General features: G+C 71.4%; 26 protein-coding genes. 5 read left to right on the top strand and 21 right to left on the bottom strand.

Translation table 11 applies throughout. The annotated features are described in order from the left end of the window. The first annotated feature begins 34 nt into the window (after window positions 1–34). Window positions 35–823, top strand: a complete 789-nt coding sequence (locus tag DMP23_RS10985; RefSeq protein ID WP_337820963.1) for an ArsR/SmtB family transcription factor — start codon at window positions 35–37, stop codon at window positions 821–823. Here DMP23_RS10985 and DMP23_RS10980 read toward each other — a convergent pair. From DMP23_RS10980 to DMP23_RS10930, 11 genes are all read right to left on the bottom strand, one after another. Then, the gene (locus DMP23_RS10980; protein ID WP_337820962.1) at window positions 768–1,376 is read right to left on the bottom strand and encodes a hypothetical protein; all 609 of its coding nucleotides are present in this window, start codon (window positions 1,374–1,376) and stop codon (window positions 768–770) included. The genes DMP23_RS10985 and DMP23_RS10980 overlap by 56 nt on opposite strands. Window positions 1,377–1,528: 152 nt before the next feature. Next, entirely contained in the window at window positions 1,529–2,380 is an 852-nt protein-coding gene (gene wag31 / locus DMP23_RS10975) for a DivIVA-like cell division protein Wag31 (protein WP_037812417.1), read from the bottom strand. A gap of 53 nt (window positions 2,381–2,433) precedes the next feature. Further along, window positions 2,434–2,706: a YggT family protein gene (locus tag DMP23_RS10970; RefSeq protein WP_037367937.1), complete on the bottom strand. Its 273-nt coding sequence runs from the start codon at window positions 2,704–2,706 to the stop codon at window positions 2,434–2,436. Between the two features lie 115 nt (window positions 2,707–2,821). Beyond that, the gene (locus DMP23_RS10965; RefSeq protein ID WP_037812419.1) at window positions 2,822–3,394 is read right to left on the bottom strand and encodes a cell division protein SepF; all 573 of its coding nucleotides are present in this window, start codon (window positions 3,392–3,394) and stop codon (window positions 2,822–2,824) included. Window positions 3,395–3,475: 81 nt separating this feature from the next. Beyond that, window positions 3,476–4,219: a YggS family pyridoxal phosphate-dependent enzyme gene (locus DMP23_RS10960; RefSeq protein ID WP_337820961.1), complete on the bottom strand. Its 744-nt coding sequence runs from the start codon at window positions 4,217–4,219 to the stop codon at window positions 3,476–3,478. Then, window positions 4,216–4,929 carry a peptidoglycan editing factor PgeF gene (gene pgeF, locus DMP23_RS10955; protein ID WP_337820960.1) on the bottom strand — a complete coding sequence of 238 codons (714 nt, stop codon included), beginning with the start codon at window positions 4,927–4,929 and terminating at the stop codon, window positions 4,216–4,218. Before pgeF ends, DMP23_RS10960 begins: the two co-directional genes overlap by 4 nt. A 235-nt stretch (window positions 4,930–5,164) precedes the next feature. Next, window positions 5,165–6,481 (bottom strand): cell division protein FtsZ, encoded by a 1,317-nt coding sequence (gene ftsZ / locus DMP23_RS10950; protein WP_043838482.1) that lies wholly within the window; start codon window positions 6,479–6,481, stop codon window positions 5,165–5,167. 228 nt (window positions 6,482–6,709) lie between these two features. Beyond that, window positions 6,710–7,471 carry an anti-sigma factor gene (locus tag DMP23_RS10945; RefSeq protein WP_337820959.1) on the bottom strand — a complete coding sequence of 254 codons (762 nt, stop codon included), beginning with the start codon at window positions 7,469–7,471 and terminating at the stop codon, window positions 6,710–6,712. Continuing rightward, on the bottom strand, window positions 7,468–8,061 hold the full coding sequence (sigK, locus tag DMP23_RS10940) for an ECF RNA polymerase sigma factor SigK (RefSeq protein WP_037812427.1): 594 nt from the start codon (window positions 8,059–8,061) through the stop codon (window positions 7,468–7,470). Before sigK ends, DMP23_RS10945 begins: the two co-directional genes overlap by 4 nt. Beyond that, window positions 8,054–8,779 carry a DUF1365 family protein gene (locus DMP23_RS10935; RefSeq protein WP_037812784.1) on the bottom strand — a complete coding sequence of 242 codons (726 nt, stop codon included), beginning with the start codon at window positions 8,777–8,779 and terminating at the stop codon, window positions 8,054–8,056. Before DMP23_RS10935 ends, sigK begins: the two co-directional genes overlap by 8 nt. After that, on the bottom strand, window positions 8,773–10,053 hold the full coding sequence (locus tag DMP23_RS10930; protein ID WP_337820958.1) for an NAD(P)/FAD-dependent oxidoreductase: 1,281 nt from the start codon (window positions 10,051–10,053) through the stop codon (window positions 8,773–8,775). Before DMP23_RS10930 ends, DMP23_RS10935 begins: the two co-directional genes overlap by 7 nt. 63 nt (window positions 10,054–10,116) lie before the next feature. On the opposite strand from DMP23_RS10930, the gene DMP23_RS10925 reads away from it, so the two are divergent. Together DMP23_RS10925 and DMP23_RS10920 are read left to right on the top strand one after the other, a co-directional pair. Next, window positions 10,117–11,355 carry a cyclopropane-fatty-acyl-phospholipid synthase family protein gene (locus DMP23_RS10925; RefSeq protein WP_337820957.1) on the top strand — a complete coding sequence of 413 codons (1,239 nt, stop codon included), beginning with the start codon at window positions 10,117–10,119 and terminating at the stop codon, window positions 11,353–11,355. Continuing rightward, window positions 11,352–12,131, top strand: a complete 780-nt coding sequence (locus DMP23_RS10920; RefSeq protein WP_337820956.1) for a DUF1295 domain-containing protein — start codon at window positions 11,352–11,354, stop codon at window positions 12,129–12,131. Before DMP23_RS10925 ends, DMP23_RS10920 begins: the two co-directional genes overlap by 4 nt. A 129-nt stretch (window positions 12,132–12,260) precedes the next feature. On the opposite strand, the gene DMP23_RS10915 is transcribed toward DMP23_RS10920, so the two are convergent. Beyond that, window positions 12,261–12,770, bottom strand: coding sequence for a DinB family protein (locus tag DMP23_RS10915; RefSeq protein ID WP_134669168.1), 510 nt, complete (start codon window positions 12,768–12,770; stop codon window positions 12,261–12,263). Window positions 12,771–12,884: 114 nt separating this feature from the next. On the opposite strand from DMP23_RS10915, the gene DMP23_RS10910 reads away from it, so the two are divergent. Then, entirely contained in the window at window positions 12,885–13,319 is a 435-nt protein-coding gene (locus DMP23_RS10910) for an OsmC family peroxiredoxin (RefSeq protein WP_337820955.1), read from the top strand. A gap of 120 nt (window positions 13,320–13,439) precedes the next feature. Next, a complete protein-coding gene (locus DMP23_RS10905) occupies window positions 13,440–14,153 on the top strand; it encodes a DinB family protein (protein WP_337820954.1) in 714 nt (237 codons plus the stop codon). A gap of 217 nt (window positions 14,154–14,370) precedes the next feature. On the opposite strand, the gene DMP23_RS10900 is transcribed toward DMP23_RS10905, so the two are convergent. The 9 genes from DMP23_RS10900 to DMP23_RS10860 all read right to left on the bottom strand — a co-directional run bounded on the left by DMP23_RS10900 (window position 14,371) and on the right by DMP23_RS10860 (window position 25,783). Further along, on the bottom strand, window positions 14,371–15,204 hold the full coding sequence (locus DMP23_RS10900; RefSeq protein WP_337820953.1) for an NAD(P)H-binding protein: 834 nt from the start codon (window positions 15,202–15,204) through the stop codon (window positions 14,371–14,373). 213 nt (window positions 15,205–15,417) lie between these two features. After that, window positions 15,418–16,281, bottom strand: a complete 864-nt coding sequence (locus tag DMP23_RS10895; protein WP_337820952.1) for a cell division protein FtsQ/DivIB — start codon at window positions 16,279–16,281, stop codon at window positions 15,418–15,420. Beyond that, complete coding sequence (murC, locus tag DMP23_RS10890; RefSeq protein WP_337820951.1) at window positions 16,278–17,696, bottom strand: UDP-N-acetylmuramate--L-alanine ligase; 1,419 nt, start codon at window positions 17,694–17,696, stop codon at window positions 16,278–16,280. Before murC ends, DMP23_RS10895 begins: the two co-directional genes overlap by 4 nt. Continuing rightward, window positions 17,689–18,813, bottom strand: a complete 1,125-nt coding sequence (gene murG, locus DMP23_RS10885) for an undecaprenyldiphospho-muramoylpentapeptide beta-N-acetylglucosaminyltransferase (RefSeq protein ID WP_275295789.1) — start codon at window positions 18,811–18,813, stop codon at window positions 17,689–17,691. The genes murC and murG overlap by 8 nt, the downstream gene beginning before the upstream one ends. Then, a complete protein-coding gene (gene ftsW, locus DMP23_RS10880) occupies window positions 18,810–20,246 on the bottom strand; it encodes a putative lipid II flippase FtsW (RefSeq protein WP_037812789.1) in 1,437 nt (478 codons plus the stop codon). Before ftsW ends, murG begins: the two co-directional genes overlap by 4 nt. Next, window positions 20,233–21,639: a UDP-N-acetylmuramoyl-L-alanine--D-glutamate ligase gene (gene murD, locus DMP23_RS10875; protein WP_134728573.1), complete on the bottom strand. Its 1,407-nt coding sequence runs from the start codon at window positions 21,637–21,639 to the stop codon at window positions 20,233–20,235. Before murD ends, ftsW begins: the two co-directional genes overlap by 14 nt. A 3-nt stretch (window positions 21,640–21,642) precedes the next feature. After that, window positions 21,643–22,725: a phospho-N-acetylmuramoyl-pentapeptide-transferase gene (gene mraY / locus DMP23_RS10870; protein ID WP_037812444.1), complete on the bottom strand. Its 1,083-nt coding sequence runs from the start codon at window positions 22,723–22,725 to the stop codon at window positions 21,643–21,645. After that, the gene (locus tag DMP23_RS10865; RefSeq protein ID WP_037812446.1) at window positions 22,722–24,227 is read right to left on the bottom strand and encodes a UDP-N-acetylmuramoyl-tripeptide--D-alanyl-D-alanine ligase; all 1,506 of its coding nucleotides are present in this window, start codon (window positions 24,225–24,227) and stop codon (window positions 22,722–22,724) included. Before DMP23_RS10865 ends, mraY begins: the two co-directional genes overlap by 4 nt. After that, window positions 24,224–25,783 (bottom strand): UDP-N-acetylmuramoyl-L-alanyl-D-glutamate--2,6-diaminopimelate ligase, encoded by a 1,560-nt coding sequence (locus tag DMP23_RS10860; RefSeq protein ID WP_238608300.1) that lies wholly within the window; start codon window positions 25,781–25,783, stop codon window positions 24,224–24,226. Before DMP23_RS10860 ends, DMP23_RS10865 begins: the two co-directional genes overlap by 4 nt. Between the last annotated feature and the right edge of the window lie 206 nt (window positions 25,784–25,989).

Raw genomic sequence — 25,989 nt, 5'->3', positions numbered from 1 at the left:
CGCGGTGGAAGTGTGCCGGGGGCATGCTGGAGGCATGGAAGGAGACGCCGACATCGCGCGCACCGCCGCCCTGTTCGCCGATCCGGCGCGGGTCCGCGTGCTGATGGCCCTCGCGGACGGCCGGTCGCTGGCCGCGTCCGTGCTGGCCGGCGAAGCGGGCCTGACCGCCCAAGGCGTGAGCGCGCACCTGTCGAAACTGCTGGCCGCCGGGCTGGTGACGGCGGAAAAGTCCGGCCGGCACCGGTTCTACCGCATCGCCGGCGCGGCCCCGGAACTGCTGGAAGCACTCGCCCGGCACTCCCCCGCGCGCCCGGTCCGCTCGCTGCGGGAAGGCACGCGCGCGGAAGCCTTGCGCACCGCGAGATTGTGCTACGACCACGTCGCCGGACGCCTCGGCGTCACCGTCACGGCCGCCTTGCTCGATCGCGGCGCGCTGGCCACTGTGGACGGTGACCCGACCACGCAACGACGGCCCGGGGACCGGATTTCCTCGCAGCTGCAAGAACATCCGTACGTGCTGGGGCCCGCTGCCGACGACGTGTTCGCCGCGTTAGGCGTGGATGTCGAGGCGGCCGCGAAGAGCCGTCGCCCGCTGCTGCGGTTCTGTCTGGATTGGACAGAGCAGCGCCATCACCTGGCCGGAGCCTTGGGCGCGGCGGTGACGCGACGGTTCATGGACGCGGGCTGGCTGCGGTCACGCGCGAAGGCGCACCGAGCCGTTCAGCTCACCGGAAGCGGCGCGAAGGTACTTGAAGAGGTGCTCGGCGTCAGCGATGCGCCGCGGCCAGCACAGCGTCCGGACCGCACCGCGCGCACGGCGTGAAGCCGAGCTGCCGTGCCTCGCCGACGCCGATCGGGATGGTGTCGCGGCCGGACAGCCAGCCGCAGTCCACCAGGTGGTAGCGCGGGTACTCGTCGACGACCACGACCTCGTCCTCGAGCTCCTTGACCACCTCGAGGTCCTCCGGCGCGGTCTCCTCGACGCCGGGCGGCGTGTCGCGCACCGCCTTCGCCTCGGACTGGGGCTCGGCCTCCGCGGCGGGCTTCTCGAGCTCCGGTTCCGGCACGTCCGCCGGATCGCCCAGCTCGCCCGTCGCCGGGATCAGCGCGGTCTGCTCGGCGTCCTCCTCGGCCGGGACCGCTTCGTCCTTCTCCTCCGCCGCATCCGAATCGGCGGCTTCGGAGTCCTCGGACTCCTCGGCGTCCGGGCCGCGGTCCGCGCGCTTGCGCCGGCGCAGCCAGTCGACGAGCAGAAGGAGCCCGGCGAGCACGGAAAGGCCGATGGAAACCCAGGCCCACAGCGAGGTGCCCGTGATGAGCGCCGTGACGAGCAGCCCGAGAGCCGCCAGCACCAGAAGGAGGACGATGTAGAGCACGCTGAATTACAACACGCGCGGCCCGTCAACCGGGCGCGACCCGCCCACGCGGCGTGCTCCGCCGATGCCCCACCGTGGCGGGAACCGGACCCGGACACGCCGAAACCCCGCCGGGTCGGAAGGTCTTCCGGCGGGGTGCGTACGGCGGTGGGTCAGCCGGCCTCGGCGCGCGGGCCGAACGAGTAGCCCTGACCGCTGCTGCCGGTCGAGGACTGGCTCGAACCGGAAGAGGCCGACGCCGGGGCCGCGGAGCCGCGGTCGTCGAGCTCGCGCAGCTGGGACTCGAGGAATCCGCGCAGCCGGGTGCGGTATTCGCGCTCGATCGTGCGGAGTTCTTCGATCTTCTTGCCCAGAGCGCCCTTTTCGGCGTTCAGGTTGTTCATCGTCTCGGTGTACTTGCGCTGCGACTCGCGTTCCATGGTGGTCGCCTTGTCGCGCGCCTGGCGCTCCAGCGTCTCGGCGCGCGTGCGCGCGTCGTTCAGCATCGTCTCGGCGCGGGTGCGCGCCTCGTTCACCATCGAGTCGGACTTCGCCCGGGCGTCGGACAGCAGCTGCTCGGACTTGGTCCGCGCCTCCGCCAGCATCCCGTCGGACTCGGTCTTCGCCTCGGCGGTGAGCCGGTCGGCCATCTCCTGCGCCAGGCCGAGCACCTTGGCGGCCTGCACGTTCGGCTCGCCGCTGTCGGGGACCATCGAGTGCGCCTGGGTCTGTTCCATCGCCGAAGCGGGCGGCGGAACCGGGGCGAGCCGCCGCGACGGCTCGGGGTCGCGGCCCGGCGGCGGGCCGGCGACCTTCGCGTTCTCGAGCTCCGAGCGGGTCGACTCGAGCTCGGAGTCGAGCTGCTCGACCTGCTGGCGCAGCTCGTTGTTGTCCTCGATCAACCGGGCAAGCTCGGTCTCCACCAGGTCGAGGAACGCGTCCACCTCGTCCTCGTTGTAGCCCCTCTTGCCGATGGGCGGCTTGCTGAACGCGACGTTATGCACGTCAGCGGGGGTCAACGACATCAGATCACCTCACGCACTCCATGGCCTGCAGGACACACCCGGGTTTTCCCCGATCACCTGGGTGTCAGTTGCATCGCGAAGAACACAACCAACAGCAGCACCATAATCGACAAGTCCAGTCCTACGCCGCCGATCCGGACCATCGGAATGATCCTGCGGAACAACCGCACCGGCGGGTCGGTCACTGTGTAGATGGTCTCGAGCGTCACCGCAACCCCTCCGGCGGGACGCCATTCCCGTGCGAAAGTCCGCACGAGCTCGACCACGATCCGGGCCGTGAGCAGCAGCCAGAAGGCAAACAGCACGTACCAGATCGCAAGCCACACAGCATTCACGGCGACCACTCTAGCGGGGGACGGCCGGATTGGGCGCGACCAGTCGCCCTGAGGGCGACATAGTCGACAAAATCACGTCTGGCTGCGCCCAGCGGTCCGTTCCCGTTCACCCGCGCAGGAACAATCCGCCCTCGGCGATCCGCCTGCGGTCCTCGGCGGTCACGTCCACGTCGGGCGGTGAGAGAAGGAACACCTTGTTGGTGACCTTGTCCATCGACCCCCGCACGGCGAACGCCAGGCCCGCCGCGAAGTCCACGATCCGCTTGGCGTCCGCGTTGTCCATCTCGGTGAGGTTGATGATCACCGGGATGCCCTCGCGGTAGTGCTCGCCGATCGCCCGCGCCTCGATGTAGCTCGTCGGGTGCAGCGTGGTGATCCGGCTGAGCGGGTCCCTCGCCGGCGCGGCGACCGGTTCGGCGACCGGGCGCAGCCGGGCGACCGGCTCCGGCTGGCGGTCCACGGCGAGCGCGCCGTGCGTCGCCGGCTCGGCCGCCATCGACCGGGACCGCACGCGCGCGGCCGGTTCGTCGTAAGCCTCTTCGACGTCGCGGTAGCGCGCCCGGGACCGCGCCGGCGGCTGGTCGTAGCCGTCGTCGTAGTCGTCGTAACCGTCGTCGTAGCCGTCTTCGTCCGCGGGCACCATCCCGAAGTAGGCCTTCAGCTTCTGCAGCGCGCTCATAGCCTCTCCCTAGCCCTTGCCGCTCCCGCACCGTTGTGCCCCGCCCGGCCGGACACGAAACGTGACCACCGGGCGGACTCCCTACGGCGAGGCTAAACCGCGCCCGCCGAGCAACGCGGTTCCGACACGCACACACGTCGAGCCGTGCCGGATCGCCTGGTCCAGATCATGGCTCATTCCGGCGGACACGTCAGCCGCTTCGGGATGCCGGGCGCGGACTCTTTCCGCTGCGTGGGACAGGCGGGCAAAAGCAGTGCCCGGGTCCTCCCCTAACGGGGCCACCGCCATCACGCCTCGCAGTCGCAGCTCCCCCGTGTGGGCGATGCGGTCGGCGAGGGCGTCGAGCTCCTCGAGCGGGGTCCCGCCGCGCGCGACGTCGCCGTCGAGGCTCACCTGGACCAGGACGTCGAGCGGTCCGGTCCGCTCCCCCGCCTCCTGCGCGGCGGCGACCGCGCGGGCGAGCGCGTCGGCGAGCCGCGCCGAATCGACCGACTGGACCTCGGCCGCCCAGCGCACGACCGAACGCGCCTTGTTCCGCTGCAGCCGCCCGACCATGTGCCAGCGCGGCGCGGCGTCCGGGCGCAGCTGCGCGACCTCGGCGGCCTTCGGACCGGCTTCCTGGTCGCGGTTCTCGGCGAGGTTCAGCAGCCCGAGGTCGGTCAGCAGCGCGGCGTCGCTCGCCGGGAAGGTCTTGGTGACGCCCAGCAACCGCACCTCGTCGCGGGAACGGCCGGCCTCGGCGCAGGCGTTCGCGATGCGCTCCTCGACCGCGGCCAGCGCCGCCGCCAGCTCCGCCCGCCGCTTCTCTGCCGGGTCCTCGGTCACGCTTTCTCCTCTTCAAGCCAGGTGATGCCGGCGATGCGGCCGGTGGTGCCGTCGCGGCGGAAGCTGAACAACGTCTTGTCCTCCGCCGTGCAGCGCGGATCCGCGCCGACGCGTCCGACGCCGAGGTCGGCCAGCTGCTGCCAGAGCCCGGCGCGCAGGTCCAGGCCGGTCGTGCCCTTGCGCGTTTTGCACGCGCTGCCGGGCAGGTGTTTCTCGACGTCCGCGGCCATCGCGGCCGGGACCTCGTAGCAGTCGCCGCAAATGGCCGGGCCCAGCAACGCTTCGACGCGGCCCGGTTCGGCGCCGAGATCGCGCATCGCCTCCAGCGCGGCGGGAACCACGCCGACGCGCGCGCCGACCCGGCCCGCGTGCACCGCGGCGACGACGCCCGCTTCCGGATCCGCCATGAGCACCGGGACGCAGTCCGCGACCAGCACCACGAGCGCGACGCCCGGACGGTCGGTCACCAGCGCGTCGGTCGCTTCGGCCGCGGCGGTCTCGGTGCCGTCCACCACGGTCGCGGTACGGCCGTGCACCTGCTCCATCCAGGCCAGCTTGTCCTCGGCGAGACCGAGTTCGGCCGCCAGCCGCTTGCGGTTGGCGTAGACGTCGCCCGCGTCGTCGCCGACGTGGTCGCCGAGGTTGAAACTCTCGTACGGCGGCCGGGAAGCCCCGCCCGCCCTGGTCGTGACCACTCGTCGTACTCGCACCCCGCCATCCTGCCAAAAACCGCGGCGGCCGCTGATGCGAGTCTCGCGAGCGGCGGTCCCGGTTCTCGCCGGAGCCATTGCGCACGACACCCCTGGAAGTCCCGAGCTTCCGCACCGCCAGACGGCGTCGCGAGCGGCGGCCCCGGCGAGAACCGGCGCCAACACCCACGAAGGTCCGGACACGGCAACGGCCGCCCCGACCAGATCGGGGCGGCCGTTGCTCGCGAGTCCTTGCTTACCGCCGCATGAACGGGGGCACGTCGACGTCGTCGTCGGTCGGGTCGTCGTGCACCGTCGTCGGGCGGCTCGGCAGACCGCCCGTCGCGGAACCGGAACCGATCGGCGAATACCCCCGCGAGCCGCCGCCCGGCTGGGGAAGGCCGCCCGGCGGGGTGCCGGTGCCCGGCTGCGGCAGGCCTGAGGGCGGGGTCCGCGGCGGCGCGACCGGGTAGCCGGAACTGCCCGCGGGCGGCACCGGAGTGGCCCCGGTCTGCGGCGGGGTCTGCGCGGCCGAACCGCCGCCGACCTGGCCCGCCGCGGCGGACGCGGTGCCGTTGCCCTGTTTGCCGCCGAACGCGGGCGGGTCGAGTTTCTTGTGGGTGGGCGCGCCCGCGTCGAAGCCGGCCGCGATCACCGTGACGCGGACCTCGTCGCCGAGGGAGTCGTCGATGATCGTGCCGAAGATGATGTTCGCGTCCGGGTGCGCCGATTCCTGCACGAGCGACGCGGCCTCGTTGATCTCGAACAGCCCGAGGTCCGATCCGCCCGCGATGGACAGCAGCGCGCCGTGCGCCCCGTCCATCGACGCTTCCAGCAGCGGCGAGTTGATCGCCTTCTCCGCCGCCTGTATCGCCCGTCCCTCCCCGCGCGCGGAGCCGATGCCCATCAGCGCGGAGCCCGCGCCGGACATGACGCTCTTGACGTCGGCGAAGTCCAGGTTGATCAGACCCGGCGTGGTGATCAGGTCGGTGATGCCCTGGACACCGGAGAGCAGCACCTCGTCGGCGGAGCGGAACGCGTCCATCAGGGACACGCCGATGTCGCCGAGCTGCAGCAGCCGGTCGTTCGGGATCACGATCAGCGTGTCGCACTCGTTGCGCAGCTGTTGGATGCCGTCCTCGGCCTGCTTGCCGCGGCGTTTGCCCTCGAAGGTGAACGGGCGGGTCACCACGCCGATCGTGAGCGCGCCGAGCTTGCGGGCGATCTGCGCGACGACCGGCGCGCCGCCGGTGCCGGTGCCGCCGCCCTCGCCCGCGGTCACGAACACCATGTCGGCGCCCTTGATGACCTCTTCGATTTCCTCGCGGTGGTCCTCGGCCGCCTTCTGCCCCACCTCGGGGGCGGCTCCGGCGCCGAGTCCGCGGGTGAGTTCCCGGCCGATGTCGAGCTTGACGTCGGCGTCGGACATGAGCAGTGCCTGCGCGTCGGTGTTCACCGCGATGAACTCGACACCCTTGAGGCCGACCTCGATCATCCGGTTCACGGCGTTCACGCCGCCGCCGCCGATGCCGACGACCTTGATCACCGCAAGGTAGTTGTGCGGGGGCGTCATCGGGTCCGCCTTCCTGATCGTGATGTGCACATGCCGCCCGCCGGGGCCGGAAACCCTCAACCTCAACCCGAGAGTGAGAGTTATGTCAACCACCGGCGTCAAGGCAGGACGGTAGGCGCCGCGCAAGCTCTAATCCAGTAGCCACGCCGTGAGCGGCAAAGGTGTTTTGCCACAACGCGAAGCCGCGCGCAAGGCCGGAACCCGCCGCGAGGCCCGGCGCGCGGTCTGCTATGCGGGCACCGAAGCGACCAGGACCACGTCCTTCGACGGCTTCCCCGACGGCGACCCGCCCGCCTGCTCCACGCTCACCGCGAACTGCTGCGCACCGGCCAATCCGTCCGCCACCACCAGCGAACCCGACGGGCCGCCCGGCAGCAGACCGGCCGGACGCGGAGCGAGGTCCGGGCCCATCAGCCAGGCCTCGTACACCTGCCCGGACGGCACCGGCGGCAGCCCGGACTGCATGAACATCACGCGGTCCAGCTTCCGCGAAACCACCACGGTCCCGCCGCCTCCGCGCGGCGACGCGACGTGCGACGTCTGGCTGTCCGGCGCGGCGAGCAGCTCGGCCACCGGCGCGTAGCGGTCGCGCGCGGCGTCCAATTCGGACTGTGCGCTGTTCAGCTGGCTGCTGGTGTGCAGCGCGATCCCGCCGAACACGCCGGCCAGGGCGAGCCCGATGACGGCCGCCGCGGCGGCGATGAGCATCGGCCAGCGGCGCGGCCCGCGCGGACGCGGTTCCGCGGCGCCGGTCCGCGGCGGCAGCTGGCGCGTCGTGCGCATCTCCGCCAGCACCCGGTCCTTGAGACCGGACGGCGGCTGCTCGTCCATCGCCGCGCCGAGCCGGGCCGCGGTCTCGCTCAGTTCCCGTACTTCCTGCGCGCAGGCTTCGCACTGTTCGAGGTGACGGCGGAACTGGGCCCGCTCGACCTCCGACAGCGCGTCGAGCGCGTACGCGCCGGCCAACGTGTGCATCTCCGGGCTGCTCACGCCGTCACCCCCAGGCAGTCGCGCAACCGGATCAACCCGTCGCGCAGTCTGGTCTTGACCGTCCCCTGCGGCGTGTCCAGCACGTCGGCGACCTCGCGATAGGTATAGCCCTGGTAGTAGGCCAGGAGGACGGATTCCCGCTGCAATTCGGTCAGCGTCTTCAGGCAGCGCCGCACCTGCGAGCGTTCCAGGCGGGTCGCGACGGATTCGGCAACCTCGTCGAACGGCCGTCCGCGCGCGGCCTCGAAGGTCGCTTTCCGCTCGCGTTCGGTGCTCGCCCGCGCCGACCGGACCCGGTCGACCGCGCGGCGGTGCGCGAGAGTCATCGCCCAGTTCAAGACGCTGCCTTTCCCCGGCGAATAGCGCGTCGCGGTCTTCCACAGCTCCACGAGCACCTCCTGCGCGACCTCCTCGGACTGCGCGGGGTCCCGCACGATGCGGCGGACGAGCCCGTAGACGGGACCGGCGAGCTGATCGTAGAGCCGTTCGAAGGCGCGTTCGTCCCCCTTCGCGACCAGCGCCATCAAATCCTCGGCACTCGTCGGCGGCACCGCCGAGAGCCGGTCCGCCGGGCGTGCGCTCTCATCCATGGAGGGCTCCTGCCGTGTTCTGTCCGGTCCGGGCGGCGAGCGGGGCCTTGCGCCGCCACAGCGCGAGGCCGTGGCGACGGATCAGCGCGGCGACGCGCTGCGGTTGCAGCGGCCTGCCCAGCAGGAAGCGCGCGAGCGTGCGGATCCCGACCGGACGGCGGACTCCTCGCAGCGTAGCGGTCAGGGCGGCGTCTCCGTCGTGCTGCAGGACGACGGTCAACGCCAGCAGCGCGTCCGGCCGCGGCAGGTGCATCCGGTACTCCCCCGCCATCTCCTGGAACGGCGACACGTAGAACTCCTTCTCCGCCCGGAGCTCGTCCCCGGGCCGGAGCAGGTAGGCGTGCCGGCCGCCGTAGGTGTTGTGCACCTCGGCGACCACGCAGGCGAGCGCGCCGTCCGGCGTGTGGCACCAGTAGACCGTGATCGGATTGAACACGTACCCGAGAACGCGCGCCGACGCGAGCATCGTCACCGGCCCGCCGCGCAAGTCCACCCCTCGGTGCGCGAGCCAAGCGTCCAGTTTGGACCGGATGTCGCCGGGTTCGTCCCGGCCGAAGTGGTCGCGGCCGTCGAAGCGCGCGAACGGGCGGAGCCACCACGGCAGCCGCGGCAGGTCGTCGAGCTCGGTCCGCCACAGGTACATCCGGTGCGCGAAGGAGTACGGCGGGTCGGCCCGGCGGACGTGCGCGACGGTGGCGTCGTAGAGAGCGGTCACCAGATCACCCCGAAACTGGCCGCGGCGCGGACGCCGGAGGAACAGCCGTCCTCGTGGAATCCCCAGCCTTGATAAGCACCGGCGTAGGCGAGGACGCCGTCGTTCAACTCCGCCAGGTTCCGCTGCGCGGCAACGGATTCCGGCGTGTAGATCGGATGTTCGTAGGACATTTTCGCGACCACCGCGTCCGGATCGAGGCCGACGCTCGGATTGAGAGTGACGGCGTAGGTCGTCGCTTCGTCGAGGCCCATCAAGCGATTCAGGTCGTACGTGACTTGGACAGCGCGCAGATCCGCCCCGCAGCCGGGCGTCCGGTAATTCCAGGAGGACCGGGCACCCGGCACGGTCGGCAGCACGGCGGGATCGGTGTGCAGCCAAGCTTCGTTGCGCGAGTAGCGGAAAGCACCGAGCAGCTTCTGTTCGGCCGCAGTGGGATCCGGCAAAAGTCGCAGCGCTTGATCCGCGTGGGTTGCGACCACGACTCGGTCGACCCGGTGCGCCGTGTCGGCATCGTCGCGCACCTCGACGCCGCGCGCGGTCCGCCGCACCGCGCGAACCGGAGTGGACAAATGCACCGCGGTCAACTGCTTGGCCGCCCGCTCGACGTACTCCCGCGAACCGCCGACAACCGTCCGCCACGTCGGCGAATTCCGCACGCTGAGCATTCCGTGGTTGCGCAGGAATTCGAACAGGTACCGCGCCGGATACTGCATGGTGTCGGTGCGATCGGCGGACCACACGGTCGACACGAGCGGCAGCACGAAATGGTCCACGAAATACCGTGAATATCCGCCGATCGCCAGGAACGCGCCGAGCGGCACGTCGCCGGCCTCGGGACGCGCCAGCAGTCGTGCGGCGTGCCGGTGGAACCGCTTCACTTCCGCCAGCATGAGCAGATAGCGCGTGGACGCGGCATTGCTCCGTTGCGCGAACAACCCGCGCACGCCTTTCGCCCCGGCGTACTGCAGACCGCAGCCGTCGCAGCGGATGCTCATCGACATCTCGGTCTCGCGGGTGCGGACGCCGAGTTCGCCGAACAGCCGCAGCAGCGTCGGGTAGGTGCGCTCGTTGTGGACGAGGAACCCGGAGTCGACGGCGACCGTCCCGCCGTGCGCGCTCGGCACGTCGTGGGTGTGGGCGTGGCCGCCGAGCCGGTCGTCGGCCTCGAACAGCAGAACCTCGTAGCGGCGCTGCAGCAGGTACGCGGCGGTGAGGCCGGCGACCCCGCTGCCGATGACAGCGATGCGTTGTCCCGTGGTGTGGTGCACGGAAGGCATTCGGCGCGGCGGCCCGGCCGGATTGGTACCAATCCGCGCGAACCTCGGCTCCGAATCCCCCGCATGCCGAAATCCGCAGCCCATCGACTCGCCGACTTCGCCGAACGCGTCCTCGGCGGCCCGCTGCCGGTCGCCGTCCGCACCTGGGACGGGCACCAGGCGGGGCCGGCCGGGCCGACCGTCGTCCTGAAAAACCGCCGCGCCCTGCGCTGGCTGCTGTACTCCCCTGGTGAACTGGGCCTGGCCCGCGCTTACGTCTCGGGCGACCTGGACGTCGAAGGCGATCTCACCGAGGGCTTCCGCCGCGCCTGGGCTTACCGCCCGCACCTCTCCGCACGGGACTTCGGCGAGGCGGTCCGCCTGGCCGCCCGGCTCGGGGTGTTCGGCCTGCCGCCGAAACCGCCCGCCGAAGAGGCCCGGCTGCGCGGGAAGCTGCACACCCTCGGCCGGGACCGCTCCGCGATCTCGCACCACTACGACCTGTCGAATGCCTTCTACCAGCTGCTGATGGACGATTCGATGGCGTACTCCTCGGGCTACTGGTCCGAAACCGCCGATCTCGCCCGCGCCCAGCACGACAAACTCGAGCTGATCTGCCGCAAACTCGGCCTGCGGCCGGGCATGCGCCTGCTCGACGTCGGCTGCGGCTGGGGTTCGCTGCTCGTGCACGCGGCGAAGCACCACGGCGTCGAAGCGGTCGGCGTCACCATCTCCGCCGAGCAGGTGCAGCACGTCAAAACGCGGCTGGCGCAGCACGATCTGGACGACCGCGTCGAAGTGCGGCGGCAGGACTACCGGGAACTCGCCGGGGAGTCCTTCGACGCCGTAGCGTCCGTCGAGATGGGCGAACACGTCGGCGAGGAGAACTACCCGACCTACGCCAGCACGCTGTACCTGATGCTCAAACCCACCGGACGCCTGCTGCTGCAGCAAATGTCGCGCGGAGCGGTCGCACCCGGCGGTGGCGCGTTCATCGAGCGCTACATCGCCCCCGACATGACCATGCGTCCGCTCAGCCGCACCCTCGGCCACCTCGAAACCGCCGGCTTCGAAATCCGCGACGTGCACGCGTTGCGCGAGCACTACGCCCCGACCGTGCGAGCGTGGGCAGACACCCTGGAGCGGCACTGGGACGAGGCCGTCGCGCTGATCGGCGAGGCAGGCGCCCGGGTCTGGCGGCTGTACCTGGTCGGCGGCGCGCTCGCCTTCGAGGAGAACCGCATGGGCGTGGACCAGATCCTCGCGGTGCGCCCGGACGCGACCGGCCGCTCCGCCCTGCCGTGGACGAGGGAGTGGGCATGATCGCGCTGCTCGCCCTCACCGGCGGAGTCACCCTGGTCGCGGTCACCGTGACCTTCGGCATCGCGCGCCTGCGCCGCCGCTACGACACCATCGACACGTTCTGGGGCTTAGGTTTCGCCCTCGTCGCCGTGGTCTCGTTCCCGTTCGGCACCGGCCCGCTCGCCCTGCGCCTGACGACGGCCGCGCTCACCGTCGTCTGGGGCGTCCGGCTGGCCGTCCACCTGCACCTGCGCAACCGCGGCAAACCGGAAGACCCGCGCTACCAGCAGATAGCCGAACGCGCCGGCCCGAACCCCGGCGTCCGGATCTTCGTGCGGACCTACCTGATGCAGGCCGTGGTCCTGTGGTTCGTCTCGCTGCCCGTGCAATTCGCCATGTCCGGCACGGGTTTCGGCGTCACCGCCTGGCTGGGCGTGGCGGTCTGGCTGGTCGGCTTCGCCTTCGAAACCGTCGGCGACGAGCAACTCCGCCGCTTCCGCGCGAACCCGGCCAACCGCGGCGAAGTCCTCGACACCGGCCTCTGGCGCTACACCCGGCACCCGAACTACTTCGGCGACGCCTGCGTCTGGTGGGGCCTCTACCTGCTGGCCTGCTCGACGTGGCCCGGCGCGGCGACGATCCTGTCCCCGGTCGCGATGACCTTCACCCTCGCCCGCGGCACCGGCAAGCCCATGCTGGAAAAAGGCATGCGGCACACTCGCCCCGGCTACGCCGACTACATCGCCCGCACCAGCGGTTTCGTCCCGCTTCCCCCGAAAAAGCTCACTCCCCGATGAGCCCGCGCAGCAACTCGAGACGCCGCTAGGTCCCCACCGTCACGAGCCGGTCGCCCGCGAACCCCACCGGATCGTCCAAAGACCGCTCGGAGCACGTCCACGCCACGGTCGCGCGCAGCAGTTCGAGGCTCATTCCCCGGTGAGACCGTCGGTCAGCTCGCGCAGCAGGTCAAGATGCCCGAGATGGCGCGCGGTCTCCTCGATCATGTGCGTGACGACCCAACGCACCGTGAGCGGTTTGTCCCCCTTGAACAGCACTGTGTCGTCGAACCCTCGCGCCGCCACGACCGCGCGGCATTTCTCGGTCTCCGCCTCGTAGTCGGCGATCAGCTGGGTCATCGGCAGTTCCAGCGCGAGCCGGAACTCAGCGTCCCGGTCGATCTCGAGCCGGTCCGCCCACTCGTCCGGCTGCCCGTCGAGCACGACGCGGAACCAGTAGTTCTCCACGAGCGTGAGATGGCACAGCAGCCCGGCGATCGTGGTCAGCTCGCTGGGCACGTGCGTCCGGCGGGCTTGCTCGTCGGTGAGGCCGGAGCATTTCCACACCACGCTGGCGCGCAGGAAGTCGAGGAAGCCGGTGAGCTGGGTGCGCTCGTCCCCCGCCATCGGCGGGTCGGGACGTTCAGGAGCATCGGTCACAGTTCGCAGTCTGCCGCACCCGGCCACCCGTTTTCGCGATTTAACTTGCGCGCAATGTAATTGCGCACTACCTTCATGGGAGCAGCACCCCCAACCGTTTCGAAGGAGACAGCGATGCCCAGCCGCGACGCGACCACCCACTGGACCGGCGGACTGCAGAAAGGCAAGGGCGAGGTCACGTTCGACTCGTCGAACCTCGGCACCTACGAGGTGTCCTTCCCGACCCGCGCGGGCGACCCGGACGGACAGACCAGCCCCGAGGAACTCATCGCCGCGGCCCACTCGAGCTGCCTGGCGATGAACCTCTCCGGCGTGCTGGAGTCCCAGAAACTGGAAGCCGAGTACATCGACGTCTCCGCCGAAGTGACCCTCGGCCCGGCCGACGGCGGCGGTTTCGAAATCAGCGGCATCGCCATCACCCTGCGCGCGAAACTGGACGGCGTCACCGCGGACCAGTTCGCCGAGCTGGCCAAGACCGCCGAACAGACCTGCCCGGCCTCCAAGGCCCTCTCCGGCACCACCATCACCCTGGACGCCGCACTGGCCTGACCGTAGTTCGCGAGGGGAACCCCGACGGAATCCGATTCCGTCAGGGTTCCCCTCACGACGTTCCCCCCGCACGACTCGCGGCACCCGGTTTTGTCGGTGGCCGCTCCTACGATGCGGGTCATGAAAAAGCATGTCGACGAAGACCTGCACGACGCGGAGTTCCGCGAATGCGACCTGACCGGCGCGCGCCTGATCGGCGTGGTCATGCAGGACGCCGTGATCGACGGACTCGTCTCCAACCTCGTGGTGAACGGCGTCGAAGTCAGCGGCTACGTCGAAGCAGAGCTGGACCGCCGCCACCCAGTGCGAGTACTGATCCGCTCCGACGACCTTGCCGACCTGCGCGAAGCAGCACGCAAACTCCGCGCCGACTGGACCACGACGATCGAGCGCATCCGCCGCACCCCAGGCATCGAACACCGCAGCGTGAACGACGAATGGTCGGCCGCCCAAACGATGCGCCACCTGGTCTTCGTCCACGACTCCTGGTTCCGCCGCTGCTGCCGAGGCTCGACGGCACTCTTCACCCCCATGGGCATCGGCCCGGCCGTCGAGCCCTACCGCGAAGCACACGGCCTGAACCTCTCGGCAACTCCGTCCCTGGACGAAATCGCGACCGTGCGCGACGCACAAACCGCCGAACTAGAGACCTGGCTGAACGAGATCACCGCCGCCGAGCTGGCAGCCCCCGCCCCAGTACCCGACGACGACGTCTGGCCGCCCTACTCAAGAGGCCGCACAGTACGCCAATGCCTACGCACAGTGCTCAACGAAACCTTCGAACACCACGGCTTCTGCGTCCGAGACCTAGACCTCATCGACCAAGCCGACTAACGGACACACACAAACCGCAGCCAGCACACCCAACCCATCGAGGCAGCCACACCTCCCCCGCCCCCGATACGAAGCCCAAAACACGGCGCGGGGGTGCTTGTCAAGGCATCTTTCCCGCCTTGACAAGCACCCCCGCGCCGTAGTCACACTCAAAAATCGGGGTGCCCCGTCTCACCACTCACGGCGCAATGTCGCCGCCAGGCGACGAGCCGCCACCTCAGGAAAACGCAGCCACATTACCCTTCGCCCACTCAGCAAAAGAAACCCCCGACCGCCCCAGCAATTCCTCAACCACCCCAGTAGGCACCTGCGGCTCCCGATCAGTAACCGCGAAATTCTCCAGCAACCACGAAGCAACCCCCTCCGGATACCCAGCCCCGATCCACTCGGCAACCTGCTCCTCCGGAGTCAACTCCACAAACGGCAGCGTCTTCCCCAACGCACCGCCAATAGCCGCAGCCATCGCCTCGAGAGAAATCCCCTCCGGCCCACTCAACTCATAGACCCGCCCCACATGCCCCTCGCTACCCAACACCTGAGCAGCGACCGCAGCAATATCCCCCAAATCAATAGGTGTCTGAGTAGCCCGAGGATAAACCGACCGAACCTCCCCACGCTCCCGAATCGAAGACGCCCACCCCAGAGAATTCATCATGAACGCCCCCGGCCGCAAAAACGTCCACGCAAACCTGCCAGCCCGAACCGCATCCTCAACCGCGGCAAACCCATGCCCGCTGGAAGCCGGATGCGTATCCCCCACGCTGGACCCGGACAACGCGACCACCCGCCGAACCCCAGCCCCCGCAGCCAGTTCGCAAAACCGCGAAACAGTCCGCGCATAAGGCGCCAGATAAACCGCCTCGACCCCGTCCAACGCAGCAGGCAACGTCGACGGCTTGGCCAACGACCCGACCACCACCTCAACCCCGCCAGGCAACGCCGCCCGCTCCGGATCCACGGTCAACGCCCGCACCGGCACCCCGCGAGCCACCAGCTCGTCGACCACCAGCCGCCCGACGTTGCCCGTCGCACCCGTCACCAGAACCGTCATGCCCCCACCTTCTCGTATGGCGTACGAACTCAACAAGCGTACGCCATACGAAAAGTCCGCGCCACGAAAATCTCGCGCATGGCAATGCCAATGAGAACGACGTCTGCCTCCCCGCACACCCGCGCCCGCCCGCACGAGTTGCTCCCGCCGCGCGCAGGCTGCGTCACCAGGTCCCGCGCCTCGTGAGCGTTGATGCCGGTGAGAACCCGGCACTCACGAGGTGATAGTCGGCAACTCCGGCGCGGAAACGTCGTAGATCTTCCCCTGCTGCGTCAGCAGCGCGGCCAGCACCTTCGCCTTGCGGTCGGTGTTCTCCGCGTTCCCCCACCGCACCGTCTTGCCGGTGGACAGCGTGAACTCGACACTCGCCGGCGTCTGCGCGGTGACCGTCTTCGTCTGCTTCAGCAGCTGCTCCGGCAGCACCCCGAGCACCGCGGTCACCGCGCGGGTGACCGGGTCGTCCACCGACACCTTCGGCAGTTTCAGCTCGGGCAAGCCGACCGGCCGGGTCTTCACTGTCTTGAACACGACCCCGCCGCCGTCGACGAGGTGCACCCCGTCGCCGCCGGGACCGCTGTCGAAGAACGCGATCGCGGTCCGTTCGGTCACCGCGATCTCCAGCGTCGTCGGCCACGACCGGGACACGTCGACCGTCGCGATGCCCGGCATCTGCGCCACCCGGTCGCGGATCCCGTCGACGTCCGCGCGCAGCATCGGCTGCCCGGGCGGCACCGCGGCGGTCGCGCGGATCTGGTCCGCCGACACGGTTTTCGCGCCCTGCACCTCGATCGTCTTCACCGCGAGCAGCGAGCTGAAGAACAGCAGGTACCCCAGCGCGACCAGGGTGACCACGGTCAGCAGCGCGACCCAGCGACGGCGGATCTCCTTGCCGCGCGAGGGCCGGGACTTCCGCGCGGAAGCCCGCGTCGAGCGGCCGGAACGCGCGGAGGTGCGGGCGCGGGTGCGCTGGCGTTCCTCCTCGGTCCGCCGCCCGCGGCGTTCCCGGGCCAGGGCGGCACGCTGCTCCTCGCCCGCACGAGGCGCGGGCGAGCGACGGCGCTGCCGGGTCTCGGTCATGCTCCCGAGGCCCTCCGGTCCAGCTCGGCCAGGATCTCCGGGCCGAGCTGCGTCACGTCGCCCGCGCCCATGGTGATCGCGAGGTCGCCCGGCCGGACGAGGTCCGCGACCAGGCCGGCGGCCACGTCGAAGGCGGGCTGGTAGTGCACCGGCACGGTCACCCGGTCGGCGATCAGCGCACCGGTCACGCCCGGCACCGGCTCCTCGCGCGCGCCGAACACGTCGAGCACCACGACCTCGTCGGCCAGCGACAGCGCTTCGGCGAACTCGGCGGCGAAAGTCTGCGTGCGCGAGTACAGGTGCGGCTGGAACACGACGACGACCCGTCCGCTGCCCGCCGCGGTGCGCACCGCGCGCAGCTGCGCGGCGACCTCGGTCGGGTGGTGCGCGTAATCGTCGTACACCCGGACGTCGCCCGCGCGGCCCTTGAACTCGAACCGGCGGCGCACCCCGCCGAACGCGGCGAGCCCGGCGGCCATGCCGTCCAGCGGCGCGCCGAGTTCGAGCCCGGCGAGCAGCGCGGCGACCGCGTTGAGCGCCATGTGCTCGCCCGGCACCGCGACCCGCAGGTCGTGTTCTTCGCCGTCCAGCGCGATCCGCACGACGCCGCCGTCCGGCGCGGGCGTGTAGTCGAGCACACGCACGTCGCCTTCGCCGGAAGCGGCACGGCCGTAGCGACGCACCCGTACTCCGGCGGCGGCAGCCTCGTCGCCGAGCCGCGCCGCGCCCTCGTCGTCCGCGCACACGATCAGCAGCCCGCCCGGCTCGATCTGGCCGACGAAGTCGCTGAACACCTTCACGTACGCCTCGGCGGTGCCGTGGTGGTCGAGGTGATCGGGCTCGACGTTCGTCACCACCGCCACCGACGGCGTGTAGGTGAGGAAGGAACCGTCGCTCTCGTCGGCTTCCGCGACGAACACGCCGCCCTCGCCGTGGTGCGCGTTCGCCCCGGATTCGTTGAGGTCGCCGCCGATCGCGAACGACGGGTCCATCCGGCAGTTCTGCAGCGCCACGGTGAGCATCGACGTGGTCGACGTCTTGCCGTGCGTTCCCGCGATGCACGCGACGCGGTGCCCGGCCATCAGCCCGGCCAGCGCCTGCGCGCGGTGCAGCACCGGGATGCCGCGCTCGCGGGCCGCGGCGAGTTCCGGGTTGGTCTCCTTGATCGCGGTCGACACCACGACGGCCGACGGCGGTTCGGCCAGTTCGCCGAGATTTTCCGCGGTCTGGCCGACGAACAGCGTCGCGCCCTGCGCGCGCAGCGAAAGCAGCGCGCGCGATTCCTTGGCGTCCGACCCGGACACGGCGGCGCCGCGGGCGAGCAGGATCCGCGCGATGCCGGACATCCCGGCCCCGCCGATCCCGATCAGGTGCGCCCGGCGCAGCTGCGCGGGCAGTTCGGGCGTGTCAGGCACCGGCGGCCTCCAAAACGATGCGGGCGAGGGTCTCGTCGGCCTCGCGGTGGCCGAGCCCGACGGCGGCCGCGCTCATCGCGGCGACCCGGTCGGCGTCGGTCACCAGCGGGATCACCAGTTCGGCGACCTTCTCCGCGGTGAGGTCGGCGTCGGCGACCATCAGCGCGGCGCCGGCGTCGACCGCGGGCTGGGCGTTGACCGCCTGCTCGCCGTTGCCGTGCGGCAGCGGGACGAACACCGCGGGCAGCCCGACCGCGGACACCTCGGCCGCGGTCATCGCGCCGGACCGGCACACCACCGCGTCCGCCGCGGCGTAGGCCAGGTCCATCCGCTCCAGGTACGGCACCGGCACGTACGGCGGGCGGCCGGGAAACTCTTGCACCACAAGGGAATTCTTCGGGCCGTGCGCGTGCAGCACGCCGACGCCCGCCTCGGCGAAGTCCTTCGCCGCACCGGAAACCGCCGAGTTGATCGACGCCGCGCCCTGCGAACCGCCGAACACCAGCAGCGTCGGCGCGTCCGGGTCCAGCTCGAAGAACTCGCGGGCCTCGGCGCGCAGCGCGGCCCGGTCCAGCGACGTGATCGAGCGGCGCAGCGGAATGCCGACCACCTCGGCCTTCGGCAGCGGCGTGCCCGGCACCGCGACCGCGACGCGGGACGCGAAGCGGGCGCCGACCTTGTTGGCCAGCCCGGCCGACTTGTTCGCCTCGTGCACCACGATCGGCGTGCGGCCGCGCGCGGCGAGGTACGCCGGCAGCGCGACGTAGCCGCCGAAGCCGACCACGACGTCCGCGTGCACCCGGTCGAGCACCTCGCGGGTGCGGCGGACCGAATCGCGCACCTTCAGCGGCAGCCGGAGCAGCTCCGGCGTCGGCTTGCGCGGCATCGGCACCGGCGGGATCAGCTCCAGCGGGTACCCGCGCGCGGGCACGAGCTTGTTCTCCAGTCCGCGTTCCGTGCCGAGGGCGATCACCTCGGCGTCCGGGCGCAGCCGCTTCACTGCGTCCGCCAGCGCGAGCGCGGGCTCGATGTGCCCGGCGGTGCCCCCGCCCGCGACCACGACGACCGGCGCCCGGCCCGCTGCCGACCGCTGCGTTCCCTTGACGGGCTTGCTCACCGATGACCTCTCCGGTTCGCGGTGCTCCGGGCACCGCGGTTCGCTGTAGTCCGCCGCGCCGACCGGCGGCGTTCCTGTGCCGGTGCGGGCCGGGCCGCACGCGGCGCCGGCCGGGCCGCCCTCGTCCCGGTCCCCGCTCCGCGCGTTCCCTTGCGGGTGGACGGCGGGCGGTACGGATCGGGCGCGGGCAGCCGCAGCAGGCGTCCGAATTTACCCGGCCCGTGCGAGCGCAGTGCGGCCACCGCCTCGGGTTCGTGCCGCGCGGCGTTGGCCAGCACGCCCATGATGAGCATGGTGATCACGAGCGACGTGCCGCCGTAGGAGATCAGCGGCAGCGTGACGCCGGTGACCGGCAGCAGCCCGACCACGTAGCCGATGTTGATGGCCGCCTGCGCGACGAGGAACACCGTCAGGGTGCCCGCGACGATCCGGATCCACGGGTCGATGTTGCGGGTGGCGATGCGCAGGCCGACGACGGCCACGCCGGCGAACAGCGCCAGCACGACCGCGCAGCCCACGAAGCCCAGTTCCTCGCCGATCAGCGCGAAGATGAAGTCGTTCTGCACGTTCGGCAGGTAGCCCCAGTTCGACGCGCCCTGCCCGAGACCCTTGCCGAACAGCCCGCCGTCGGCGAGCGCCAGCTTGGCCTGGTTCGCCTGGAACCCCTCGGCCGAGGTGTCCGCGTCCGGCGACAGGAACGACATCACCCGCGCGAGCCGGTAGGGCGCGATGATCGCCAGCACCAGCACGCCGCTCAGGCCGCCGGCGAGGATCACCCCGAAGAGCCGTTTCGGCGCGCCGGCGAACCACAGCAGGCCCAGCAGCACCACCGCGAGGGTGATCGTGCCGCCGAGGTCGGGCTGCAGCATCACCAGCGCGAACATCAGCAGCGCCACCGGGACGACCGGGACGAGCAGATGCCGCCACTGGTGCAGCACGTTGTACTTGATCACCAGGATGTGCGCGCCCCAGAAGGCCAGCGCCACCTTCGCCGCCTCGACCGGCTGGAAGGTGAACACGCCGAGCTTGAACCAGCCCTGCGAGCCGTTCACCGTCGACCCGAGCGGCGTCAGCACCAGCAGCAGCAGGCCGAGGCAGGCGACCGTCATCGTCGCCGACATCCGGCGGACCCGCTCGAGCCGGACCCGCAGGCCCACCCAGAACACGATCCCGCCGATCGCGACGAACATCAGGTGCCGGAAGAACAGCGCGTACACGCCGCTGCCGGTCTTCGGGTTGTAGGAGGCCACCGACGACGCGGACAGCACCATCACCGCGCCGATCACGGTGAGGATGCCGGTCAGCGCGAGGACCAGGTGGAACGACGCCAGCGGCCGCGACAGCCAGGCGGTCAGCGCGGTCCGGAGCGCGACGAACGGGCTTTCCTTGCGGACGCGCCGCGGCCGGGGCTTGTCTCCGTCAACGACCGTCATCCGCCGCCCCCGCCGCGCCGTCGTCCAGAGCACGCACCGCGGCTTCGAACGCGTCGCCGCGCGCTCCGTAGCCGGAGAACATGTCCAGCGAGGCGGCGGCGGGCGCGAGGAGCACCACGTCACCAGGACGAGCCAGGGCGCTGGCCGCATTCACCGCCGCAGTCATGGGCTCATCGTCACCCGGAAGGAGGCGGTTGACCGGGACATCCGGCGCGTGTCGCGCGAGAGCGGCCTCGATCACGGGTGAATCGACGCCCAGCAGCACGGCGGCGCGCAGCCGTCCGCCGACCGCGGCGACCAGCTCGTCCACCGACGCGCCCTTGAGCTGCCCGCCGGCGATCCAGACCACGCTTTCGTGCGCGAGCAGCGAGCCGAGCGCGGCGTGCGGGTTGGTGGCCTTCGAGTCGTTGACGTAGCGGACTCCGCCGACCTCGGCGACCTCCACCGCGCGGTGCGGCGCGGGCTCGTAAGCGCGAAGCCCCGCGCGCACCGCCTCCGGAGTCACGCCGTGCGCGCGGGCGAGCGCGGCCGCGGCGAGCGCGTTCGCGAGGTTGTGCGGTCCGGCCGGGCGGACGTCGGCGATCTCGGCCAGTTCCTCCGCGCTCGTCTCCGGGTCGGCCCCGAAAGCACGGTCCACCAGCAGGTCTTCGACCAGGCCCAGTTCGCCGGCGCGCGGGGTGTCGAGCACGAACCCGATCCGCCGGGCGCCGTCCGGCGCGTGCTCCTCGGCGATCCGCGCGGACCACGGGTCGTCCACGTTGTGCACGACGGCGCGCGAACGCTCGTGCGCGCGGCCCTTCGCGGCGGCGTACTCCTCCATCGAGCCGTGCCAGTCGAGGTGGTCCTCGGCGAGGTTCAGCACCACCGACGCGTCCGGCGCGATCGTGGACGACCAGTGCAGCTGGAAGCTCGACAGCTCGACGGCCAGCACCTGGTGCCCGCCGCGGACCGCGTCCAGCACCGGATAGCCGACGTTCCCGCAGGCCACCGCGTCCGCGCCGGCCGCGCGCAGGATCGACTCCAGCATCCCGACCGTGGTCGTCTTGCCGTTCGTGCCGGTGATGACCAGCCACGCGGGCGGATGCTCGCGCAGCTGCCCGATCCGCCACGCCAGCTCGACGTCGCCGATCACCTCGACGCCCGCCTCGGCCGCCGCGACCAGCAGCGGGGACGTCGGCCGCCAGCCGGGGCTGGTCACGACGAGCGCGGTGTCCGCCGGCGGTTCAGTGAGGCCGGGGACCAGCTCGGCGTCCAGGTCCTCCAGTTCGGCGAGCCGCTCGGCGTTGCCGTCGGTGACCGTGACCCGCGCGCCCAGTTCGCGCAGCACGGGGACGACCGATTTCCCGGTGACGCCCGCGCCCGCGACGAGAACGTGTTTGCCCTCAAGCTGCAAGGCTCAGCCTCCGAAGTTGAGCTGCTCGCTGTAGAACAGCCCGAGCCCGAACATGCAGCAGATCGCCGAGAGCAGCCAGAACCGGATGATCACCGTGGTTTCCGCCCACCCGGCGAGCTCGAAGTGGTGGTGGAAGGGCGCCATCCGGAACAGCCGCCGCCGCGTCGTGCGGAAGACCGCGATCTGCGTGACCACCGAGATCATCTCGACCATGAACAGGCCGCCGATGACGATGGCGAGCAGTTCGGTGCGGGTGGTCATGGACAGCCCGGCGACCAGGCCGCCGAGGGCGAGCGACCCGGTGTCGCCCATGAAGATCTTCGCCGGAGCCGCGTTCCACCACAGGAACCCGATGCAGGCCCCGGTGGCGGCGGCCGCGACGACCGCGAGGTCGAGCGGGTCGCGCACGTCGTAGCAGGCCGGGAGCGGCTGGGTCGAGCAGGAGAGCCGGGCCTGCCAGAACGAGATGACCACGTACGTCGCGAGCACCATCGCCGCCGCGCCGCCCGCCAGGCCGTCGAGGCCGTCGGTGAAGTTCACCGCGTTCGACCAGCCGGAGATGACGATGTAGCAGAAGATCACGAACACGACCGACGGGAACGTGATCAGCGCCAGGTCGCGGACGTAGGACAGGCTCTGCGACGCCGGGGTGAGCCCCTGCGCGTCCTTGAACTGCAGCGACAGCACCGCGAACAGGATGGTGACCACCAGCTGGCCGACCAGCTTCGCGGTCTTGTTCAGCCCGAGGTTGCGCTGCTTGCGGATCTTGATGAAGTCGTCGAGGAAACCGACCACGCCGAGCCCGACCGCGAGCATCAGCACGAGCAGGCCGGACGCCGAGGGCGCGGCCGAGCGCGAGTTGCCGATCCAGGTGATCAGGTGCGCGACGAAGTAGCCGACGACCATCGCGATGATGATCGCGACGCCGCCCATGGTCGGCGTGCCGCGCTTCGACTTGTGCCCCTGCGGGCCTTCCTCGCGGATCTCCTGGCCGAAGCCCTGCCGCGAGAAGACCCGGATGAGGTAAGGCGTGAGCAGGATCGAGACCAGCAGACCCGCCGCGGCCGCGATCATGATGTTGATCACGCGTGACCACCGTTCGAGCGTTCGGAAGACGAGGAAGAGAGGTTCCCGGGTTCGGCCAGCAGCGCCTCGGCCACCCGCCACAGACCGGCGGCCTTGGACGCCTTGACCAGCACCACGTCCCCGGGACGGAGCTGATCATGCAGCACGGCGACGGCGGCCTCGACATCGGGTACCAGCACCGACTCCTCGCCCCAGGAACCCTCCTGGAACGCGCCCTGGTGCATGGCGGCCGCGTCCTGGCCGACCACGACGAGCTTCTCGATGTTGAGCCGGACCACGAGCCGCCCGATCGAGTCGTGCGCGGTCACCGAGTCCTCGCCCAGCTCGCCCATCACGCCGAGCACCGCCCACGCGCGGCGGCCGGAGCGGCTCATCGAGGCGAGCGCCTTCAGGCCGGCCCGGACCGATTCCGGGTTGGCGTTGTACGAGTCGTTGAGGATGGTGACGCCGTCCGCGCGGGTGGTGACGTCCATCCGGCGCTCCGAGCGCCGCTGCAGCGACGACAGCCGCTGCGCGATCTCCTCGGTGGTCGCGCCCAGCTCGCGCGCGATGGCGGCGGCCGACAGCGCGTTGCCGACGTGGTGCTCGCCGTGCAGTGGCAGCGTCACCTGGGCCTCGCCCTCGGGCGTGATCAACCGGAAGGACGGGCGGGCCTCGTCGTCGACGGTGATGTCGGCGGCCCGGACCTGCGCCCCGGCCGACTCCCCCACGCCGACGACGCGGGCCTTCGTGCGGCTCGCCATGGCCGAGACGAGCGGGTCGTCCAGGTTCAGCACCGCCAGGCCGTCTTCCGGCAGCGCCTCGACCAGCTCTCCCTTGGCCTTCGCGATGCCCTCGCGCGAGCCGAACTCGCCGACGTGCGCGCTGCCGACGTTGAGCACCGCGCCGATCCGCGGCGGCGTCGTCTCGGCGGCCGCGGCGATGTGCCCGACGCCGCGCGCGGACATCTCCAGCACGAGGAACCTGGTCGACGCGTCGGCGCGCAGCGCGGTCCACGGATGGCCCAGCTCGCTGTTGAACGACCCGGGCGGCGCGACCGTCGGGCCCATCGGCTCGATCAGCTGCGCGATGACGTCCTTGGTCGAGGTCTTGCCGGACGAGCCGGTGACGCCGATGACGGTCAGCCCGCCCGCCGCCAGCCGGTCGACGACGTGCCGGGCCAGCTTGGCCAGCGCGGCCAGCACCGCGGCGCCGGAGCCGTCTTTGTCGCCGGTCAGCGCGACCGACCCGGCGTTGCCCTGTCCCGGCGGCAGCGGCGGCACGACGATCGCGGGCGCGTCGACCTCGCGCGCGGCCAGCACGCCGGCCGCGCCGGCCTGGACCGCCTTCGCGGCGAAATCGTGCCCGTCGACGCGTTCGCCGGGCAGGGCGAGGAACAGCCCGCCGGGGCCGAGCTCGCGGGTGTCGAATTCGACGCTGCCGGTCACGACGGCGGATCCGTCGGTGCGGTGCAGCCTGCCGCCGACGACGTCGGCGATCTCGGCCAGGCTCAGCTCGATCACGCGGTCACCTCGAGACGCTTGCGGATGGCGGCCTCCAGTTCGTCCCGGTCGGAGAACGGGTGCACCACACCCTGGATCTCCTGGCCGGTCTCGTGGCCCTTGCCTGCGATCAGGACGATGTCCCCCGGCCGGGCGAGCGACACCGCGGACGCGATCGCCTCGCGCCGGTCGCCGATCTCCACGACCTCGCCGCCGGCCGCGGGCCCGACCGCGCGGGCGCCGGCCATCATCGCGGCGCGGATCGCGGCCGGGTCCTCCGAACGCGGGTTGTCGTCGGTGACGATCAGCAGATCGCTGCGGCGCACCGCGGCCTCGCCCATCATCGGGCGCTTCGCGGTGTCGCGGTCGCCGCCGCAGCCGAGCACGGTGATGATCCGGCCGTCGGTGCGGGCGCGCAGGGCGTCGAGGCCCTGCGCCACGGCGGCCGGTTTGTGCGCGTAGTCGACCACCGCGGTGAACTCCTGGCCGAGGTACACCCGCTCCATCCGGCCGGGCACCTCCACCGCGGCGAGCCCGGCGACGATGTCGTCGGCGTCGATGCCCGCGCTGTCCAGGATCGCCGCGGCGAGCACCGCGTTGGCGACGTTGAACGTGCCCGGCAGCGGGATCTTCGCCGCGCGGCCGATCCCGTCCGGCCCGAGCAGCGTGAAGGTCTGCTCCCCCGCCGGGGTCGCCGCGATGTCGGCGGCCCGCCACAGGGCGTCGGTCCCGGCCTCGATCGAGACGGTCACCGTCTGCGGCGTGAGCAGCGCCTGCCCCCACGCGCTGTCGACCACGACGACCTCGGTGGTCGACCGGCCGTCGAACAGCAGGGACTTGGCGGCGAAGTACTCCTCCATGTCCTTGTGGAAGTCGAGGTGGTCCTGCGACAGGTTGGTGAACGCGCCCACCGCGAACCGGGTGCCGTTGACCCGGCCGAGCGCCAGCGCGTGGCTGGACACCTCCATCGGCACGTGCGTGACGCCGCGCTCCAGCATCACCGCGAGCAGCGCCTGCAGGTCCGGGGCCTCCGGCGTGGTGAACCCGCTGGCGAGGCGCTCGCCCGCGATCCGGGTCTCGACCGTGCCGATCAGGCCGGTGGTGCGGCCGGCGGCGCGCAGGCCCGAGTCGACCAGGTAGGAGGTGGTGGTCTTGCCGGAGGTGCCGGTGACGCCGAGCACGGACAGGCTCAGCGACGGCTCGCCGTAGATCCACGCGGCGATCTCGCCGAGCGCGGCGCGCGGGTCCGGGTGCACGAGGACCGGCACCGGCGCGTCGCGCAGCGCGGGCCGGTCGGCTCCGCTCGGGTCGGTCAGGACGGCCGCGGCTCCGGCGGCGAGGGCCTGGTCGCTGAAGTCGGCGCCGTGCGCGCGGGCTCCGGGGAGGCCGGCGAACAGGTCACCGGGGAGCACGTGCTGCGCACGCAGCGTGGTGCCGGTGACGGTGAGGTCGGCGGCCTCGGGACGGTCGGCGATCAGCCGGGCTCCCGCACGGGCGAGCAGAGTGGCCAGCGGGACCGGGTCGATCCGGGCCGGGCGGGGCGGCGCGGCGGCCGCCTTGGCCGGGCTGTCCGGCAGCGACGCGGCAGCGGGCCCGCTTCGGGGCTGGGACGAGGACACGGACACGCCGGAGAGGTTACCGAGGCCGGATCCGGGTGACCCAACGCGGTACGGCGAACGCGCGCCCCCGCCCCGGGTGTGGTAGGCGGGGCGGTCAAGATCGTTGCGGCGCAACCCTTTCCCCGGCGCCGCACCGGCCCGTGTGGACGATCGGCGCGCGTTCC

This window comes from Amycolatopsis sp. A1MSW2902, from assembly GCF_017312175.1.
Taxonomy (GTDB): Bacteria; Actinomycetota; Actinomycetes; order Mycobacteriales; family Pseudonocardiaceae; genus Amycolatopsis; species Amycolatopsis nivea.
The sequence above is the reverse complement of the archived record's forward strand: the minus strand, read 5'-3'. Positions and strand labels throughout refer to the sequence as shown.

Excerpts from the sequence above, each read along its gene's own strand:
- DMP23_RS10965 (WP_037812419.1), bottom strand. The coding sequence starts at position 3,394 with ATGAGCGCGCTGCAGAAGCTGAAGGCCTACTTCGGGATGGTGCCCGCG.
- DMP23_RS10905 (WP_337820954.1), top strand. The coding sequence starts at position 13,440 with ATGAAAAAGCATGTCGACGAAGACCTGCACGACGCGGAGTTCCGCGAA.
- DMP23_RS10920 (WP_337820956.1), top strand. The coding sequence starts at position 11,352 with ATGATCGCGCTGCTCGCCCTCACCGGCGGAGTCACCCTGGTCGCGGTC.
- sigK (WP_037812427.1), bottom strand. The coding sequence starts at position 8,061 with ATGGATGAGAGCGCACGCCCGGCGGACCGGCTCTCGGCGGTGCCGCCG.
- DMP23_RS10910 (WP_337820955.1), top strand. The coding sequence starts at position 12,885 with ATGCCCAGCCGCGACGCGACCACCCACTGGACCGGCGGACTGCAGAAA.
- ftsZ (WP_043838482.1), bottom strand. The coding sequence starts at position 6,481 with ATGACGCCCCCGCACAACTACCTTGCGGTGATCAAGGTCGTCGGCATC.
- DMP23_RS10900 (WP_337820953.1), bottom strand. The coding sequence starts at position 15,204 with ATGACGGTTCTGGTGACGGGTGCGACGGGCAACGTCGGGCGGCTGGTG.
- wag31 (WP_037812417.1), bottom strand. The coding sequence starts at position 2,380 with ATGTCGTTGACCCCCGCTGACGTGCATAACGTCGCGTTCAGCAAGCCG.
- DMP23_RS10985 (WP_337820963.1), top strand. The coding sequence starts at position 35 with ATGGAAGGAGACGCCGACATCGCGCGCACCGCCGCCCTGTTCGCCGAT.
- ftsW (WP_037812789.1), bottom strand. The coding sequence starts at position 20,246 with ATGACGGTCGTTGACGGAGACAAGCCCCGGCCGCGGCGCGTCCGCAAG.
- DMP23_RS10925 (WP_337820957.1), top strand. The coding sequence starts at position 10,117 with ATGCCGAAATCCGCAGCCCATCGACTCGCCGACTTCGCCGAACGCGTC.
- DMP23_RS10930 (WP_337820958.1), bottom strand. The coding sequence starts at position 10,053 with ATGCCTTCCGTGCACCACACCACGGGACAACGCATCGCTGTCATCGGC.
- DMP23_RS10895 (WP_337820952.1), bottom strand. The coding sequence starts at position 16,281 with ATGACCGAGACCCGGCAGCGCCGTCGCTCGCCCGCGCCTCGTGCGGGC.